Annotated in this window: 15 protein-coding genes; 3 read left to right on the forward strand and 12 right to left on the reverse strand. The window is 66.5% G+C overall.

Features of this window, described 5'->3' with window-relative positions; genetic code table 11:
- The first annotated feature begins 44 nt into the window (after nucleotides 1-44).
- On the forward strand, nucleotides 45-1,328 hold the full coding sequence (locus ACEL_RS07920; RefSeq protein WP_011720372.1) for a serine hydroxymethyltransferase: 1,284 nt from the start codon (nucleotides 45-47) through the stop codon (nucleotides 1,326-1,328).
- Nucleotides 1,329-1,520: 192 nt separating this feature from the next.
- Here ACEL_RS07920 and ACEL_RS07925 read toward each other — a convergent pair whose 3' ends face one another.
- The 5 genes from ACEL_RS07925 to rpsB all read right to left on the reverse strand — a co-directional run bounded on the left by ACEL_RS07925 (nucleotide 1,521) and on the right by rpsB (nucleotide 5,601).
- Nucleotides 1,521-2,396, reverse strand: a complete 876-nt coding sequence (locus ACEL_RS07925; protein WP_011720373.1) for a phosphatidate cytidylyltransferase — start codon at nucleotides 2,394-2,396, stop codon at nucleotides 1,521-1,523.
- Nucleotides 2,396-2,953 (reverse strand): ribosome recycling factor, encoded by a 558-nt coding sequence (frr, locus tag ACEL_RS07930; protein WP_011720374.1) that lies wholly within the window; start codon nucleotides 2,951-2,953, stop codon nucleotides 2,396-2,398. Before frr ends, ACEL_RS07925 begins: the two co-directional genes overlap by 1 nt.
- Nucleotides 2,954-3,004: 51 nt before the next feature.
- Nucleotides 3,005-3,805, reverse strand: coding sequence for a UMP kinase (gene pyrH, locus ACEL_RS07935; RefSeq protein ID WP_011720375.1), 801 nt, complete (start codon nucleotides 3,803-3,805; stop codon nucleotides 3,005-3,007).
- A gap of 23 nt (nucleotides 3,806-3,828) precedes the next feature.
- A complete protein-coding gene (tsf, locus tag ACEL_RS07940) occupies nucleotides 3,829-4,659 on the reverse strand; it encodes a translation elongation factor Ts (protein WP_011720376.1) in 831 nt (276 codons plus the stop codon).
- A 114-nt stretch (nucleotides 4,660-4,773) separates the two neighbouring features.
- The gene (rpsB, locus tag ACEL_RS07945) at nucleotides 4,774-5,601 is read right to left on the reverse strand and encodes a 30S ribosomal protein S2 (RefSeq protein ID WP_011720377.1); all 828 of its coding nucleotides are present in this window, start codon (nucleotides 5,599-5,601) and stop codon (nucleotides 4,774-4,776) included.
- Nucleotides 5,602-6,167: 566 nt separating this feature from the next.
- Between rpsB and ACEL_RS11560 the strand changes: the two genes are divergently transcribed.
- Together ACEL_RS11560 and ACEL_RS07960 are read left to right on the forward strand one after the other, a co-directional pair.
- Nucleotides 6,168-6,932 carry a M23 family metallopeptidase gene (locus ACEL_RS11560; protein ID WP_011720378.1) on the forward strand — a complete coding sequence of 255 codons (765 nt, stop codon included), beginning with the start codon at nucleotides 6,168-6,170 and terminating at the stop codon, nucleotides 6,930-6,932.
- A 256-nt stretch (nucleotides 6,933-7,188) separates the two neighbouring features.
- Nucleotides 7,189-9,915, forward strand: coding sequence for an HAD-IC family P-type ATPase (locus tag ACEL_RS07960; RefSeq protein WP_202943343.1), 2,727 nt, complete (start codon nucleotides 7,189-7,191; stop codon nucleotides 9,913-9,915).
- Between the two features lie 88 nt (nucleotides 9,916-10,003).
- Here the strand turns inward: ACEL_RS07960 and whiG are convergent, their stop codons facing one another.
- The 7 genes from whiG to ACEL_RS07995 form a co-directional block, all read right to left on the reverse strand.
- Nucleotides 10,004-10,873, reverse strand: a complete 870-nt coding sequence (gene whiG / locus ACEL_RS07965) for an RNA polymerase sigma factor WhiG (protein ID WP_011720381.1) — start codon at nucleotides 10,871-10,873, stop codon at nucleotides 10,004-10,006.
- Nucleotides 10,874-10,877: 4 nt separating this feature from the next.
- Nucleotides 10,878-11,888, reverse strand: a complete 1,011-nt coding sequence (locus ACEL_RS07970) for a tyrosine-type recombinase/integrase (protein ID WP_011720382.1) — start codon at nucleotides 11,886-11,888, stop codon at nucleotides 10,878-10,880.
- A 244-nt stretch (nucleotides 11,889-12,132) separates the two neighbouring features.
- Nucleotides 12,133-13,206, reverse strand: coding sequence for a DNA-processing protein DprA (gene dprA / locus ACEL_RS07975; RefSeq protein ID WP_202943344.1), 1,074 nt, complete (start codon nucleotides 13,204-13,206; stop codon nucleotides 12,133-12,135).
- A 98-nt stretch (nucleotides 13,207-13,304) separates the two neighbouring features.
- Nucleotides 13,305-14,852, reverse strand: a complete 1,548-nt coding sequence (locus ACEL_RS07980; protein ID WP_011720384.1) for a YifB family Mg chelatase-like AAA ATPase — start codon at nucleotides 14,850-14,852, stop codon at nucleotides 13,305-13,307.
- Nucleotides 14,852-15,250: a YraN family protein gene (locus ACEL_RS07985; protein WP_011720385.1), complete on the reverse strand. Its 399-nt coding sequence runs from the start codon at nucleotides 15,248-15,250 to the stop codon at nucleotides 14,852-14,854. The genes ACEL_RS07980 and ACEL_RS07985 overlap by 1 nt, the downstream gene beginning before the upstream one ends.
- Before the next feature lie 401 nt (nucleotides 15,251-15,651).
- Entirely contained in the window at nucleotides 15,652-16,704 is a 1,053-nt protein-coding gene (locus ACEL_RS07990) for a class I SAM-dependent methyltransferase (protein ID WP_011720386.1), read from the reverse strand.
- 281 nt (nucleotides 16,705-16,985) lie between these two features.
- On the reverse strand, nucleotides 16,986-17,855 hold the full coding sequence (locus ACEL_RS07995) for an AfsR/SARP family transcriptional regulator (protein WP_011720387.1): 870 nt from the start codon (nucleotides 17,853-17,855) through the stop codon (nucleotides 16,986-16,988).
- Nucleotides 17,856-17,893 lie beyond the last annotated feature (38 nt).

A 17,893-nucleotide genomic window follows, 5' to 3' on the forward strand; every position in this document is an offset into this window, starting at 1 on the left:
CGGAGCAGCCGGGTTCGACCCGCGTGATCTCTGAGGAGCTGTCGATGAATTCATCCCCTGACCCTCTCGCCGCTCTCACCGCCACGGATCCCACGATCGCTGACCTGATCCGGGCCGAAGAACGGCGGCAGTCCGAGAAAATTCGGCTGATTCCGTCGGAGAACTACGTCTCCAAAGCGGTCCTGGAGGCGACGGGGACGGTGCTCACCAACAAGTACTCCGAGGGTTACCCGAACCGCCGCTATTACGAAGGGCAGCAATTCATCGATCAGATCGAGACGATTGCCATCGAGCGGGCCAAACAGCTGTTCGGGGTTGATCACGCCAATGTGCAGCCGTACTCCGGATCTCCCGCGAACCTGGCCATTTACCTGGCCCTGCTCTCCCCCGGCGACACCGTCATGGGCATGGCGTTGCCGATGGGCGGACACCTCACCCACGGCTGGCCCGTATCGGCCACCGGCATCTGGTTCCGCTCGGTCCAATACGGCGTGCGGCGCGACACCGGTCGCATTGATTTCGATGAGGTCCGCGAGGTGGCCCGGCGAGAGCGGCCGAAGGTAATTTTCGCCGGCGGGACGGCGATTCCGCGCATCATCGATTTCGCCGCGTTCGCAGAGATCGCCCGCGAAGTGAACGCTGTCCTCGTCGCCGATATCGCGCACATCTCCGGGCTCGTCGCCGGCGGGGTGCACCCGTCGCCGGTGGGACATGCCGACATCATTTCCACCACCACGCACAAGACGCTTCGCGGTCCGCGCGGTGCGATGCTGATGAGCACCGAGCAGTATGCGAAAGCGCTGGACAAGGCGGTCTTCCCAGGATTGCAGGGTGGCCCGCACAATCACACCACGGCGGCTATCGCGGTTGCCCTCCTCGAGGCGATGCAACCCGAATTCCGCGACTACGCCCGGAACATCGTCGCCAACGCGGCCGTTCTCGCCGAGGAGCTCCTCGCCCGTGGCTTCGACCTTGTCTCCGGCGGCACCGACAATCACCTCATCCTGGTGGACCTCACCTCAAAAGGTGTGGCGGGCAAGCCGGTTGCGCGGGCCCTCGACCGGGCCGGCATCGAACTCAACTACAACACCGTGCCGTTCGACCCTCGCAAGCCGTTTGACCCGTCGGGAATCCGGCTCGGCACCCCGGCGGTGACGTCCCGCGGAATGGGTCCCGCGGAAATGCGGCAAATCGCCGCCTGGATCGATGAGGTGACCACCGCCGTCGCCAAAGGAGATGAGGAAGCACTGGCCGCCGTTGAACAGCGGGTGGCGGGCGAGGTCCGCGAATTGACGAAGAATTTCCCCACCCCCGGGCTGGACCGCTGACCAGCGACGGGCCGGCGCGGTCCTGCGCGTGGGCGCAGGGTGGCGGTCCTGACCGGCGCGGTCCGGTCCGGCACGGTCCTCCGGCCCGGTCCTGCCGATCCTGCGGCCAGGTCCTGCCGATCCTGCGGTCCGATCCTGCAACGCGGTCCGACCCTGCGTGATCCTGCCCTGCCCGACGGCGTTACCGCTGCACTACGGCCAGAGGTATCCGAGCAGAGCCCATGCCACCGGCGCAGCAAGCAGTATCGAATCGATGCGGTCGAGCAATCCGCCGTGGCCGGGCAGCAGACGGCCCATGTCCTTGACCCCCAGCCGACGCTTCACCCACGATTCCAGGAGGTCCCCGGCCGTGGCGGCGGCAACGACCGCCGCGCCGAAGCCCACACCCTGCCACCAACTCCGATGCAGAACGGTCGCGAAAAGGAGAGCGGCGGTCAGCATCCCTCCGGCAACGGAACCGCCGAGTCCCTCCCACGATTTCTTCGGCGAAATGCGGGGTGCCAGCCGATGCCGGCCGGCGAGCACCCCGACCGCATATCCGGCGGTATCGTTGGCCGCTACGACCGCAAGGAGCAGCACGACTTTTGCCGGCCGGTCAACGGCCAGCAACACCGCGCAGGATGCGCACCCGGCAATGTAGGCAACGGATCCGGCGTGCGCGAGCCGCCACGGCGCCGACGACGTCTCCCCGGAAACCACGGCGGCCGCCGCACCGGCGGTAAGCAGGACGCCGGCCGCCATGCCCAGGCCCGCAGCGCCTACGCCGTACGCCGCAACAACGACCGCTGCTCCAGCGGCCGCGGCGGCAATAACGGGCAGGTGCGGCCGGTGCGTTGTCCGTAGGGTCGTGGTGATTTCCGCGATGCCGATGACCACGGCGGCACCGACGAGACCGGTGAAGACGCGGACGTCGAAAAAAAGCGCGGCAAGAACGACTGCGCCAAGGCCGACACCGACACCGATAGCGGCGGGCAGATTGCGCCCCGCACGCCCGGTCACGCCGCCGCGAGGCGATCCGGAGTCCTCGGCGGCGGATGGCTCACGGGCGGTGGAGGCGTGTGCGCGCACTAGACCTCGAGAAGTTCGGCTTCCTTGTGCTTGAGCATTTCGTCGATGTGCGCGACGTACTTGTGGGTCAGCTCGTCAAGTTCCTTCTCCGCACGACGTACGTCGTCCTCGCCGACCTCGCCGTCCTTCTGCAGTTTGTCCAAGGCGTCCTTGGCGTGACGGCGGATGTTCCGGATGGCGACCCGAGCCTCCTCGGCTTCGTGACGCGCCATCTTGATGTAATCGCGCCGACGTTCCTCGGTGAGCGGCGGGATCGCGACGCGAATGACCGAACCGTCGTCGGTCGGGTTGACCCCAAGGTCGGAATCACGAATCGCCTTCTCGATCGCGCGCAACGAGCCCTTGTCGTAGGGGTGGATGACGATGAGACGCGCGTCGGCCACGGTGAAACTTGCGAGCTGATTCAGCGGAGTGGGCGTGCCGTAATATTCGACGGTGATTTTCGAGAAGAGCGCCGGATTGGCCCGGCCGGTGCGGATGGCCGCGAAATTCTCCCGGGCGACGTTCGTCGCCTTCTCCATTTTCTCTTCGGCTTCGAGCAGGGTGTCGTCGATCACGGCGTGCTCCTTACCTCTCGTCGATCGCCCACAGGGAGCGCGGGCCTGTCGTCAGCGCGCCGGCGATACGGCCTGCCGCCGCGGCGGAACGCCGTCCCCGCTGGAAACAATAGTGCCGATCTTCTCACCGTGGACAGCACGGGCGATGTTGCCCTCCTCGAGCAAATTGAACACGATGATCGGCATCCCGTTGTCCCGGCAGAGTGAGATCGCGGTGGCGTCGGCGAATTTGAGGTCGCGGGCCAGCACCTCGTCGTAATCGAGATGGTCGAATCGGACGGCGTCCGCGTTGGTCTTCGGATCGCTGTCGTACACGCCGTCGACCGCCTTGGCCATCAGCACGACCTCTGCTCCGATCTCCAGAGCCCGCTGGGCCGCGGTCGTGTCCGTGGAGAAGTACGGGGCGCCGAGCCCGGCGCCGAAAATCACCACCCGGCCCTTCTCCATATGCCGGATCGCCCGTCGCGGTATGTACGGCTCGGCCACCTGCCCCATCGTGATCGCTGTCTGCACCCGGGTGTCAACGCCGAGCTTCTCCAGGAAATCCTGCAATGCCAAGCAATTCATCACCGTGCCGAGCATGCCCATGTAATCGGAACGAGCCCGGTCCATGCCACGGACGGACAGCTCGGCGCCGCGGAAGAAATTGCCTCCGCCAATGACGACCGCCATCTGCACGCCCTCGGCCACCACGGCGGCGATCTGCCGGGCTATGGACGCGACGATGTCGGGATCAACGCCGACGTGCCCGCCGCCGAACATCTCGCCGCCCAGTTTGAGCAGCACCCGCCGGTACACCGGCCGAGTGCCGGCCGTGGGAGCGGACGCTGCTCCTCCTTCACCGTCTGCCACGACTGGGCTCCCCCGGGGTCCGATTACAGCTGGCCGATCCGGAATCGAGCGAACCGTACGACGCGCACCCCGGCGTCGTCCAGCACCTGCTGCACGGTCTTCTTGGGATCCTTGGCGAACGCCTGTTCGGTGAGAACGGTCTCCTTGAAGAAGCCGGTCACGCGGCCTTCGACAATCTTCGGCAGGGCCTGCTCGGGTTTCCCTTCCTCCCGAGCCGTCGCCTCGGCGATCCGTCGCTCCGCAGCGACGACGTCCTCCGGAACGTCCGCGCGAGTGAGGTAGCGGGGGGCGAACGCGGCGATGTGCTGGGCGATGTCCTTCCCCGCCTCGGCGTTCGGCGCGGAGAGTTCGACGAGAACACCAAGCTGCGGCGGCAAATCCGGGCTCGTCTTGTGCAGGTAGCTCACCACCGCGGCGCCGGCGAAGCGAGCGAGACGGCCAAGCTCGATCTTCTCGCCGAGGGCGGCGCTGTTCTCCTCGACGAGATCGCGCACACTGCGGCCGTCGACGACGGCGTCCAGGAGGACCGCCGGGTCATCGGTCTCGGTGGTCAACGCGGCCTGGACGATGCGCCGTCCGAGCTCCTGGAAACGCTCGCCCTTGGCGACGAAATCGGTCTCGCATTTCACCTCGACGAGGACACCGACGCCGTCGTCCGTTGCGGCGGCGACGAGACCGTTGGCCGTGGTCCGCTCGGCGCGCTTGCCGACATCCTTGGCCCCTTTGATGCGCAGGAGCTCGACGGCCTTGTCAAAGTCGCCGTCCGCTTCCTCCAGCGCCTTCTTGCAATCCATCATCCCAGCCGCGGTCAATTCGCGGAGTCGCTTGACGTCGGCAGTGGTGAACGTAGCCATCACGCTTCTTCCTTCGTTTCCTCGCTTCTTGTGGACGCACGCCCTAGGCGGCGCACGCCCGAGTTCCAATTCCGGTCGACGAATTCGGACGCCGACCCGCTGCCAATGACGCGCTCAGACACCGAGCTCGTCGGCGTCCACGCCCTGGCGGGCGAGAAGTTCCCGCTCCCAATCGGCAAGCGGCTCGTCCGCACCCAACTCCTGACCCGGCACCGGCTCGGGTTCGGGTTTGCCGTCGGTCGCCCGCGCCGCGGCCCGCGCCATCAGACCTTCCGCAACCGCGTCGGCAATGACCCGAGTCAGCAGGGACACCGACCGGATGGCGTCGTCGTTGCCCGGAATCGGATAGTCAACTTCGTCCGGGTCGCAGTTGGTGTCCAGAATGGCGACCACGGGGATGCCGAGTTTACGGGCCTCATCGACGGCGATGTGTTCCTTCTTCGTGTCGACGATCCATACCGCAGCGGGCAGCCGCGTCATGTCACGAATGCCGCCGAGGGTGCGTTCGAGCTTCTCCTTCTCGCGCTGCAGCATCAAGGCTTCTTTCTTGGTCGCCTGACCGAAGAGCGACCCGTTCTGCTCCAGGAGCTCGAGCTCCTTCAATCGCTGCAATCTCTTGTAGACGGTGGAGAAATTCGTGAGCATGCCGCCCAGCCACCGCTGGTTGACGTACGGCATCCCGACCCTGGTCGCCTGCTCGGCAATCGCCTGTTGCGCCTGCTTCTTCGTCCCCACGAACAACACCGTGCCGCCGCGGGCGACGGTGTCTTTCACGAATTCGTACGCTCGTTCGATGTACGACAGCGACTGCTGAAGATCAATGATGTAAATGCCGTTGCGTTCGGTGAAGATGAAACGCTTCATCTTCGGGTTCCACCGGCGCGTTTGATGCCCGAAATGCACCCCGCCGGCAAGGAGTTCTTTCATTGTGACGACGGCCATCGCCGTTGCTCCCTTCTCGACGCCGTTCCGGCGTCCACCTCGGTTCCTCGGACCGTCGGTCGACGGTCACCCTGACGCCCGTGCCACCGTGTTCGCTGCGCGAACACACCGAGGCAGGCGGTGCCGAGCACCCCAGGCGTGCGATGTGATCTCCGCGCCCGAGCCTGGTACGCGGGGACCCGGGCGCAGTCTACGCGACGAACAGCCGGCTCGGTCCGCAGGCCCGAGGAGTCCCGGAGGCACGGCTGGCCGACCAGGAGACGGCTGGCGGTTTGCGCCCGAGTTCAGCGGGTTCCCACCCCGGGCCGGCGGTCCGCGTCGAAGTCAGGGGGCTCCCGCCCTGGGCCGGCGGTCCGCGCCGTCCACAGGCCGCTGACATTCGATCCACAGACGCGGCAACCGCGATGGCGCGGCGCGGGTCAGACGGCCAGCCTGGACGCATGCGACGAGCAATGGCGCGGTGGCGGGCGACCCGACGTGCGCTTATGGCTGTCGCCTCGGTGGTCGGATGGTTTGTTTGCGGACCCCCGGTGCTCACCGCGACCCCGGCTGGGGCCAGCGAGCCAGTGCCCGCGGCTACGACACCGTCGACGTCCAGCCAGGTGCGCGCCGTACCGCCCGTGGCGCCGCTGCGGGTCCTCCGCCGGTTTGACCCACCGACCCAGCCGTGGCTGGCCGGTCACCGGGGAGTTGATCTCGCGGCGAGCGCGGGCGAACCCGTTGCAGCGGCCGGATACGGACATGTCGTCTTCAGCGGACGGATAGCCGGCCGAGGCGTCGTCTCGATCAGCGTCGGATCGATCCGTTTCACCTACGAGCCGATCGAACCGGCGGTCGCCGTCGGAGAGATCGTGCGGCCTGGTATGCCGCTGGGCACGGTGGCTCGACAGCCGGACCACTGCGGGCCGCCGGGCAGCTGCCTGCACTGGGGAGCAATCCGCGACGGACGCTACGTGGACCCGCTGCTGTTCCTCCGCCACGTGCGGCTGCTGCCCCTCGCGGCGACGCCGCCGGCCGCCTCCGACGCACTCGATCTCACCTCCGATGCGATCGGTCCGTTCTCCGACACGCTCGGTCGTGCTTCCGACCCGCTCGGCCGCCCGTTGTCCGGCCATCCGGTGCCTGCGGAGGGACCCACGCCGCTGAGCCGCGCGCGCCCGGCGACAAGCCGATCCCCCACCGAACCGGACGTCGCGCCGCGAGCGACCCGAGCAGGCGGGACACCGCTGTCACCCGACACATTCGTCCCCACCCTTTTTGCGACCGCGGGACTTGCCGTCGCAGCCGCCACGATCTCGAGACGGCGGTTTCGACCGCACCACCGCGGATGACGAGCGTGAAACGTGATCAGGCCCCGCCGACCGTCCGCTGCCGGCGGGCGCCGCGGATTCCCCGGCGAAGTGCCCGGCATGCGCGGCGACGCCGTCCGCTGCCGCCGGGCGCAGCGGATTCCTCGGCGGCGCAATCGATAGCCGACCAGACGTTTGCGATCAGCGGCGCGGAGGGGAAGCGGACGGCCCGCGGCGGTCGACAATTACGCGCCGTGATGGCCGTGGCGCAATCTCTCGATACGCTGCAGGAGACACCGTGCGCCCTAGACGTGTAGGGACGGCGATGATGACTGGCCATCCGACCCCACCGTCGAGCGAGGACGCGGAGACGATCGTGCTGACTCGCGATGCAGCGCTCGCCAGGGTGTCTCGGCTGCAAGGGTTGACTGCGGCCGAGGTTGCGGCCCGGCGAGCTCGCGGGCTTGTCAACAGTAGTGCCATCCCGCCGAGCCGAACCGTTCTGGAAATCCTGCGGGCGAACGTCTTCACACGCTTCAACGCGCTGCTCGGAGGACTCTTCGCCGTCATCCTCGTCGTCGGCCCCATTCAGGACGGTCTCTTCGGACTGGTTCTCGTCTTCAATACAGCCATCGGCGTCGTTCAGGAATTACGTGCGAAACGCACCCTTGACCGCCTCGCCGTCATCACCGCGCCACACGCCATCGTCCGCCGAGACGGATCGACACAGACGATCCCAGCGAGCGAGGTCGTCATCGACGATGTCATTGAGCTTCGGCCCGGCGAGCAGGTGGTCGTCGACGGCGAAATTCTTGCCGCGGACGGCTTGGAAATCGACGAGTCGCTGCTGACCGGCGAGTCTGATCCGATTACCAAGAGGCCGGCGGATGCCGTGTTGTCGGGGAGCTTCGTCGTTGCCGGATCCGGGTTGATGCGAGCCACCCGTGTCGGGACGTCGTCGTACGGAGCCCAGCTCGCGGCCGAAGCCCGGCGTTTCACGTTGGTCCGCTCGGAATTGCGCGACGGCATCAACCAGATTCTGCGGGTCATCACGTGGATTCTCATTCCCGTCGCGGCGCTCCTCGCGTGGAGCCAACTCGCACACAACCACAACCTTTCCGACGCGATCCGCGGTTCCGTCGCCGGTACCGTCACGATGGTTCCCGAGGGACTCGTTCTCCTGACCAGCATCGCCTTTGCGGTAGGGGTTGTCCGGCTGGCCACGCAACGCGTCGTCGTCCGGGAACTGCCCGCCATTGAGGGCCTGGCACGGGTCGACGTTCTGTGTATTGACAAGACCGGAACGCTCACCACAGGACGCTTGACGTTTGACGAATTGCGCCCGGTCGGCACGGCCACGGCGCAGGCGGCGTGGACGGCGTTAGCCGCCCTGGTCCGCAGCGAGGAGACGCCGAACGCCACCATCAGCGCCATTCGCGCCGCCGTCGACCAGCGTCCCGAACGGGCCGAAGCATCGCAGTGGACGCCGGTCGCAAAACTCGCCTTCTCCTCGGCTCGGAAATTCTCCGGGGCCGACTTTGGCTCCAACGGCATTTGGTTACTCGGTGCACCGGAGGTCCTGCTCGCCCGGCAGCCGGCGGACGCGGCACCACCCCCACCCGCCGACGACAACGCCGATCACCGACCGGACGGCTCCAATGGTGAGCCTTTCGCCGCTGCCGCGTGGACGCAGGCCGGTGACGCGATTGACGCCATTACCCGCTCCGGACGTCGCGTCCTTCTTCTCGCCCGCGCCCAGTATCTCCCGGAAGCGGCGGCGGACGAGGGCGCCCGCCGGTATCCGGATCCCGGTCGAGTTGAGCCGACGGCACTTGTCGTCCTTCGCGATGAATTACGGCCGGATGCGGCAGAGACCTTGCACTTCCTAGCCGCTGAAGGCGTCCAGGTCAAGGTGATCTCTGGCGATCATCCGCAGACCGTGGGATCCATCGCTGCGCAACTCGGCCTCGCACAGTTAGGCAATCCCGTGGATGCGCGCCGGCTGCCCACCGGCGACAGCGAGGAACTACGGGCCGCCATGGAAGCCAACTCGGTCTTCGGACGGGTGACGCCCCATCAGAAACGGGCGATGGTTGCCGCGCTCCGTGCCCAGGGACATGTGGTCGCCATGACCGGCGACGGAGTCAACGACGTGCTCGCGCTGAAGGACGCGGACCTCGGCATTGCGATGGGATCGGGAACCACCGCAGCCCGAGGCGTCGCCCAGCTCGTGCTGCTCGATGACGCGTTCCGCGCAGTACCTGCTGTCGTCGGTGAGGGCCGGCGCGTTATCGCCAACGTGGAGCGGGTGGCGAACCTTTTCCTCACGAAAACCGTTTACGCCACGGTCCTCGCGTTGACCGTCGGAGTCGCGCAACTCCCGTTTCCGTTTCTGCCGCGACACTTGACGCTGGTAAGCGGCTTGACCATTGGCATTCCGGCGTTCTTCCTGGCACTCGCCCCCAACGCGGCGCGGGCCCGTCCGGGGTTCGTCGGACGCGTGCTGCGCTTCGCCGTCCCCGCCGGTGTGGTCGCCGCGGCGGCAACGTTCGGGGCTTACACGCTCGCCCGTTCGGATCCGACGACGTCGTTGGCAGAGGCACGAACGGTTGCGACCCTCGTCCTCGCCGGCATCGGGCTGTGGATTTTATCGATTTTGGCGCGGCCCGCGACTCGCCCGAAGCAGTGGCTCGTCGCATCGATGATCACACTGCTCGTATTGGCTCTCATCGTTCCGTGGAGCCGCTCATTCTTCGCCCTGGAACTGCCGCGGCCGGTTCTCTGGCTGGCCGGAGTCGGTGTCGCCGGACTGGCCGGACTCGTCCTTGAGGCCGGCTGGCTCGCCGCTGATTCCATCCGGATTGTGGCGCGGCCCGAGTCATGGCACTGGGCTCGGTCAAAGACCCGATCGTTGCCGGGCGTCAGTCGGCTGATTGAGGCCGCGCATCGTTGGCGCACGTACCGCGTGACGTGGGTCGATACCCCCAGTGGCGATCGCGACAGGCGCAAGACCGACAAGCCGTGACCGTCTGCCTCTGCCGGGATGACCGAGGCAGGTTCCCGGGTCAGCGGCAGGCGGCCCGCCGGGAGCTGAACGAGCTCAGGCTCTGGCGCTACCCCCCGGTCTGCTCCGCCAATTTCGCCCGCAGCTGCAGCACCGCCTTGGTGTGCATTTGACAGATCCGGCTCTCGGTGACGCCGAGAACCTGGCCGATTTCCGCAAGCGTCAGCCCTTCGTAGTAATACAACGTGATAACGATTTTCTCGCGCTCAGGAAGAGCGTTGATCGCGCGCGACAGAAGGTACTTCGTCTCCTCGGTCTCGAATGCTTCGACGGGATCCTCAGCTTTGGTGTCTTCGAGCGTGTCGACCAGAGAGAGCCGATCGCCGCGGTCCCCGCCGACGTTGAGCAATTCATCAAGCGCAATCACATTGACGAAGGATACCTGGCTGAAAATGGCGTGCAGTTCATCGAGACTAATGCCGAGTTCTGCAGCAACCTCCGCCTCGGTAGGCGTCCGGTGCAGCTTGTGTTCGAGTGCGGCGTACGCTTTCTCGACTTCACGGGCCTTATAGCGGACCGAGCGGGGAATCCAGTCGATGGCCCGCAATTCATCGATAATCGCGCCCTTAATGCGATTGATGGCATACGTCTCGAACTTGATGGCGCGGTCGAGATCGAACTTTTCGATCGCGTCAATGAGACCGAAGATCCCATAGGAGACCAAGTCGGCCTGCTCGATATTGGGCGGCAGGCCGACACCGACCCGGCCGGCGACGTACTTGACCAGGGGCGAGTAATGCAGGATGAGACGCTCACGCAGCTCGGGGTCGCCGGTCTCCTTGAACCGCCGCCACAGGTCACGGAGCGCCGCCTCGGCGTCCTCGCGGGAGGTCACCTCCTCCGGTGGGGTTTCGCCGAGTCCTGCCGTCACCTCATCCGGTCCTGCCTGCTCGGTGACCGCGTCAATGTTCTGTCCCACGCCGTCAGGCTCTGGGATGCGCGCGGTCATAGGTTGCCCTCAAACGTTCGATCGATACGTGCGTGTACAGCTGCGTTGTAGCGAGCGTAGCGTGACCAAGTATCTCTTGAACGCTGCGCAGATCGGCGCCACCCTCAAGGAGGTGTGTCGCGGCGCTATGGCGCAGCCCGTGTGGACCCAGACGCGGGGCGTCCGGAAGATCACGAGTCGCGGCGTACACCACGCGTCGTACCTCCCGCGGGTCGATGCGTCGGCCGCGTACACCAAGAAAGATCGCAGATCCGCTGGCGCCGGTCTGGAACGCTGGGCGGCCATGCCTCAGCCACTGCTCAACCGCGCGCAGGGCTGGTTGGCCGATCGGCACCGTCCGCTCCTTGTTGCCTTTACCGATCACGTGGATGACGGCCCGCACCCAGGCGATGTCATCCGTCTCTAAAGCAACGAGCTCACCAACGCGAATTCCCGTCGCGTAGAGCACCTCAAGAATCGCACGATCACGCAACCGGCGGGCCAAGGAGATCGTGTCGACATCTTGCGCGGCGTTTGCCGCCCCGGCGTCCTCGCGGGCGTCCTCGGGTACGCCTATCGCCCCGGCATCCGCTTCGGCATCCGGGCCGGCACGTTGTTCGGCCCGCTCAAGAACCGCGCGAGCCTGGGCCTGCGTGAGAACATCCGGCAGCGGACGCACCACTTTCGGCGTACCGAGCCGACGCCCCGGATCGTGGGACATCCACCCCTTCTTGCTGCAGTACGCCGTGAAGACGCGCGCGGCGGCGGCACGTCGGGCGATCGTCGTTCGTGCTCGACCAACGGTGTCAAGCTTCGCAAGATAGCTGCGCAGCACGGCGACCGTGAGGTCCGCTGGCTCACGGCACCCCAACCGCTCGGCATGATCAACAAGGTCGCGCAGATCGGTCAGGTACGCCCGAACCGTGTGCGACGAAAGGCTGCGCTCGTACTGAAGGTGGCGCGCGAACAGCTCAACGGCGGTGCCGAGACTCGGCGTCGTCGCCACATCCGTCACACCCGCTGAAGATACTCTTCGAGTGCCTGGCACACCGGGGGATTTGGCAATCCGGCGGCATGGCGGCGGTCGGCCCGCCGTGAACCCGGCGGCATGGCGGCGGTCGGCACCGGGGTCGTCGGCCCTCGCGCGAACTCGGCGGAACGGGTCCTTGGCCCGGCTGCGAATCGACTAACCCGCCACCAGAAAGAGCGAAGCGCATTCTGCCCCGAGGGAAACCCCGTTCCCGGCGGAGTTAGCCCGCCACCCGCCAGCCGGCATCGGTGCGCTCCACGAGGCCGTCGGCGGCAAGCCGGCCCAGGGCAGCGAGCACGTCCGGGAGCGCCAACCCGGCTGCGAGCGCGATGCCGGCCGGACCAGCTGACCGCCGTGCCGGCACCGCGTCGAGCACCCTGCGGGTCACCCCGTCGAGCCGGTCGCGGGCGCTGCTCGGCGGCGCACCGGGCGTCGGGGCAATGGACGGGTCGAGGCGACCGACAATCTCGACGACGTCATCCGCGCGTGTGATGCAGCAGACATCCGGTTCCCGGAGCAGCTGATTGCTGCCAGCCGACAGCGGCGAGGTTACCGGTCCGGGGACGGCCATCACGTGCCTTCCTAGGTCGCGCGCCCGGTTCGCCGTATTCAACGCACCGCTGCGTGCCGCGGCCTCAACGACGATCGTGCCGCTCGCTAGTGCTGCAATTACCCGATTGCGGACGAGAAACCGATGCCGCATTGGTGCGCACCCTGGCGGCCACTCGCTCAGCAAAAGGCCCGTCGACAGGATGCGGTGAAACAGCGTCGCGTTGCCGCGTGGATAACAGACGTCAACACCGCACGCAAGCACGGCCACCGTCGCGCCGCCACCCGCCAACGCGCCCCGATGTGCGGCCGCGTCGATCCCGTAGGCGCCGCCACTTACCACGAGGAAACCCCGCTCGGCGAGCCCGATAGCGAACTCGGCGGCGACGTACTCACCGTAACCGGTGGCGGCTCGGGAACCGACGACGGCGATCGTGCGATCGGCATCGGCAAGTTTTCCCGCACCGCGCAGCCAGAGCCCGACCGGCGGCACGCTGTATTCGCCAGGCACCCGACCGAGATCGTCGAGCTGGGCGGGCCACTCGGAGTCGCCGGGGACAACAAAGCAACCGCCAAGCCGTTCCACGGCGTGCAGATCTGCTTCAGGCCGTGCCGTCGACAGCCGCGTTCGCCAGTGCCGGGCGTTCGTCACGGGCAACCGATCACGCCGCAGATCACGGACAATCTCCGTCGCGGCATAGCGGGTCAGCAACGCAGCGAGCTCCCGATCACCTGGTTCCGTCACACGGGACAGCAATGCTCGGGCTAATCGCTCCGTTGCATCAGCCCTGGCCGGCCTGCTGATGGTCGACGCCGGTTGTTCCTTGCCCGCGTTCCCGGTTGTCATGCCGGAATCCCGGTACGGAGGTACAGCGCCTCGTCCACGTGTTCGCGACCAGGTCGATCGACATCGGCGAGATCGGCGAGGGTCCATGCGACCCGCAGCACCCGATCCAAACCTCTCGCCGAGAGCAAACCGGTGTCCAAGGCGCGTTCGACCCCGGCAAGCGCCGAGCGTGAAAGCGGCCACTGTGACCGCAAATACGGCCCAGGAATTTCCGCATTCGTGCGCCACGGCGTGCCGGACCACCGTTCCGCCGCCCGCTGCTGTGCCAACGCAACCCTTTTGGCGACGACTGCTCCCGGCTCGGTATGGCGACGATCCGCCAGCAATTCCGCCCGGCTGACGGGGTCCATGCGCACCTGGAGATCGACCCGATCGAGCAGCGGGCCGGACAGTCGGCTGAGATATCGACGTCGCATCATCGGTGAACACGTGCACTCCCGATTTCGGCCGGCCGCAGCGCACGGACACGGATTCGCGGCCAAGACGAGAAGAAATCGCGCCGGGTAGCTCGTCGTACCACCGGACCGCGCAATCGTGACCCGGCCGGATTCCAACGGTTGGCGCAGGGCATCGAGAACAGTCGGGCTGAATTCCGGCGCTTCGTCGAGAAATAACACGCCACGATGCGCCAACGACACCTGACCGGGCCGAGCGAGCCCGCTGCCACCGCCGATCAGCGCAGCGACGGATGTTGAATGGTGCGGGTCCCGAAATGGCGGCCGCTTAATGATGGGGGTCTCCGCGGGAAGCGCACCAGCCACCGAGTACACAGCCGTCACCTCGAGCGCCTCGGCGTGACTCAAGTCGGGCAGCAGACTGGGAAGCCGGGAAGCAAGCATGGTTTTGCCCGTCCCCGGATCGCCGACCAGAAACAGGTGATGCCCACCCGCTGCCGCGACCTCGATTGCCCGACGGCCGGTCGGTTGACCAAGAACATCCGCGAGATCACCGTGAGGTGCCGTCAGCACAGCGGACGCAGGCACGTCGGTGTCCACACTGCCCTCGGCACCGGGGTCATCCGGCGGTGGCCGGCCCTCGCGCAGGGCGGTGAGAAGGTCACCGAGTCGGGCGGCTGCCCAGATCTCGACGTCGGGCACGAGACGCGCCTCCCGCGCGTTCGCCGCCGGGACCACGACCCGCCCCCTGCCCGCAGCAGACGCGGCAAGTACAGCGGGTAGAACGCCGCGCGTAGGCCGCAGGCCACCGTCAAGGCCGAGCTCGCCGAGAAAGACCATTTCGGCGACGGGCGCAGCTGGCACAGCGCCGGCCGCAGCGAGAATGGCGACCGCCATGGCCACATCAAGACGTGAGCCGTGTTTCGGCAAATCGGCCGGTGACAGACCAAGGGTGATGCGTCGAGACGGCCAGCTTTCGCCGGAGTTGAGGATGGCGGCCCTGATCCGATCCCGGGCTTCGGAGAGTGCAGCATCCGGGAGCCCCACGAGCGTACAGCCCGGCAGTCCGGGTGCCAGATCCGCCTCAACCTCAACCAGGTGACCGATGATGCCCGTGAGGGTGATCGACCACGTCCGTGCAAGGCCCATCAGAATGCCCCGCGCACATACTCAATCGTCGGACCGTCCTCCTTGCGGTGCAGAATCGCGACGACGTCGAACCGAACGGCGGTGTAGCCGTGCGTGCCTTCCGTTGTGTCAACCCTCGTCGCCGCGTGCTCGGTCAACCAGGCAACGGCAAGCTGGCGCAGCCGCGCCGCCTTGCGCGGAGTGACCGACTCCAGTGGTTCGCCGAATCCAACGCCGCGACGGGTCTTGACTTCACACACGACAAGGGTGTAGCCGTCGCGTGCGACGATATCGAGTTCGCCGCTGCGGCACCGCCAATTGCGCGCCAGTATCGTCATGCCGAGTGTCTGAAGATGCTGCGCAGCCAGCTCTTCGCCGAACCTACCAAGCGCTTCCCGCGCCGACGCCGTCCCTGCCATGCCGCTCACCTCCGCCATACGACCGTGCGGTCAAGCGTGCCAGCAACGGGCAGACCGGCGCGGCGGTTGACGCCGGTCTGTGGACGCCGGTGGGCGGGGCTGGGGACATTCCTCGAAGTGGCCAGGCTGGGGGCATTCCTGCGAGCGGTGCTACCGGACGGCGTTCGACCTGGCCGCTGGTTGGCGGCGTATGCGGGTCGGGCACACTCCTCCGAGCGGAGACACCGCAAGCGACGCACCTTCAGGTTGAGCCACACCCGCAGGGTGAGACGCACCCTCGGGTTGAGATGACAAAGCCGTGTCGGCAGCGGATTCGGGTCAGCCGATGCCACGCCGGAAAGCCGCCGTGTTCTGACGACGGCTCTCCGGGTTGCATCGAGGAAGAGGCGTCAAACCGCGGTCTAGGGTTTCGCCTCAAACACAAGATTGAACGGGGTCCGGGCGGCCTCCCGGAATTCCGAAAAGCCGGCGTCGACAACTACCTGACGAATAGCCTGCGGCCCCGCTTGCGCGCCAAGCGCATATCGACCCCCTTGTGCCTTTGCGTTCGGCACACAGAGGAATGTTGAGAAGTTGTAATACACTCGGCCGACGGGATTGAGATTCTCCGCGATACCGTCACCCGCAAGCGGCTCTACGATCAACCATGTTCCGTCCGGTGTCAGGACGTCGCGAATATGGCGTGCTGCTGCGAATGGATCGCCCATGTCGTGCAAGCAATCGAACGTCGCCACCAGATCGTATCCCGATCCCGGGAAGGACTGCGCCGTGTTGACGTCGAACGTCGTGCGGTCGGCGACGCCGGCGTCGGCCGCACGCTTGCGCGCCAAGGCGATCGAACCATCGTGGTAGTCGAATCCGGCGAACCGCGACCGCGGAAAAGCCTTCGCCATCAGGATGGTTGACGCACCAAGGCCGCATCCCACGTCGGCAACCGTGCCGCCGTCCTGCAGTTTCGCCTCGACGCCGTCCAGCGCCGGAATCCAGCTCGTCACCAAGTTGCCTGCGTAATTCGGGCGGAAGAACTGCTCGCAGCCGACGAAGACATCGGCGTCATGTTCATGCCACCCGACACCAGCGCCGGTGAGGAACGCTTCGCGGATACGGGAAATGGCACGCAATGCTCCAAGCGCGAGAACGAACGCACCGGGGAAATACAAGGCGCCGTCGGGATTCGTGAGAGCGAATGCTTGTTCTTCGTTGAGCGAATACTGCTCGGTTTGGGGATCCACGTCGACGTAGCCGCCCGCTGCCTGTCCGCGCAGCCATTCGGTGAGATACCGAACGTCGGTCCGCGTGCGCTGGGCAAGCTCCGCCGGCGTGGCTGGACCGGATGCAAGGGCCTGATAGAGGCCCAACTCGTGACCGAGGACGACGTTGCCCGCCGCCATCGTCGCCCCAAGGTCTCCTGCGAAGCGACCCACGAATTCCATGAGTTTGTCGTGATTGACCATGAGCTCCCGCCCCCCTTTCGCATGCGGCTCACGTCCCTTCTGGACGAAGCCTCGAGAACCTCAAGCGCCCGGTCGGACGTTCCGCGGGCCACTATCGCGCGTCTGTATGGCGTGATGGTCACAACCCCCGACCGACCACTCGACACGGTCAGCCTCGACCACACGCTTTGCAGAATTCTTGCAGCCGGCTTGCACATGACGGACGGACGCGCCGCAACGCGTTCCCGTGCGCCCTGGCGTTTCGATACGGAGCGGACCAGCCCGCCCCCAACGTGCGATCGTCAGTCAACACCGGCCGACGGAAACGCTGACACAACTGACTGCGTCTCGCTGCCGATCGCATCCCGCATCTGACCAACGTCCTCCCGGAGCAGGGCGGTGTACAGCATCCGCGTACGGACCGACGGTTCGACGCCAAGCTCTTCGGTCAGCCGATCCCGCAACCGCAGGTAGACGGATATTGCGCGCGGAATTTCGCCAAGCGCCCAGCATACGAGAATCAACAGGCGATGGAGAGATTCATTCCAGGGCTCGGCGGCCGTCAAATATTCCAATGCCCCTACCGCTCGGCCGGGCTGTTCTGATCGCAGCGCGGCGACGCTGAGAATCCGCCCAGCCTGCTGCCAGAGCAGACGTCGCTGCTCCTCAAGGCCGGTGATCCACGGCGCTGGAGGTTCATCCTCCAACGCCCGGCCCACGCCCGCGAGCTGGAACGCCTGCGCCGCACGGATCGTTGCGAGGCGCACATCTCCGGCGTACACCAGTCGCTCCGCGTCGTCCGTAAGGTACGCAACATCGTCGAAATCAAGGTGGACAAGGGGCGCCTCGGCCAACCGGTAACCGCCCGCGAATCGCTCAATGTAAGGCGCGCCCAGTAAGGCCCGGAGCCGGCTCACCAGAGTAGCGACGCTGCCCGCGGTGTCACGCGGCATCTCCTCGCCCCAGAGCAGCTCGGCAATACGATCCGCCGAGAGAATACGACCGCGTTCGGCGGCCAGCAGTTTGAGCAAGGTGCGCGCCTTCCGCCCGGCGAGCTGCGAGAGGTCCATGACCTGGCCGCCAACGCGGGCCGTGAACGGACCTATCAGCGTCAACGACAACGGCGGCGGTTGGGCGCTGACCGTCGCCGACGGCGTACTGTGCCGATACACCGCTCTCCCCCCTGATCCGAGGCGGCTGTCTGAAAGAC

It is taken from the genome of Acidothermus cellulolyticus 11B (assembly GCF_000015025.1).
GTDB lineage: Bacteria > Actinomycetota > Actinomycetes > Acidothermales > Acidothermaceae > Acidothermus > Acidothermus cellulolyticus.

Excerpts from the sequence above, each read along its gene's own strand:
- ACEL_RS07980 (WP_011720384.1), bottom strand. The coding sequence starts at position 14,852 with ATGGGCCTTGCACGGACGTGGTCGATCACCCTCACGGGCATCATCGGT.
- ACEL_RS07985 (WP_011720385.1), bottom strand. The coding sequence starts at position 15,250 with ATGGCAGGGACGGCGTCGGCGCGGGAAGCGCTTGGTAGGTTCGGCGAA.
- tsf (WP_011720376.1), bottom strand. The coding sequence starts at position 4,659 with ATGGCTACGTTCACCACTGCCGACGTCAAGCGACTCCGCGAATTGACC.
- rpsB (WP_011720377.1), bottom strand. The coding sequence starts at position 5,601 with ATGGCCGTCGTCACAATGAAAGAACTCCTTGCCGGCGGGGTGCATTTC.
- ACEL_RS07920 (WP_011720372.1), top strand. The coding sequence starts at position 45 with ATGAATTCATCCCCTGACCCTCTCGCCGCTCTCACCGCCACGGATCCC.
- ACEL_RS07990 (WP_011720386.1), bottom strand. The coding sequence starts at position 16,704 with ATGGTCAATCACGACAAACTCATGGAATTCGTGGGTCGCTTCGCAGGA.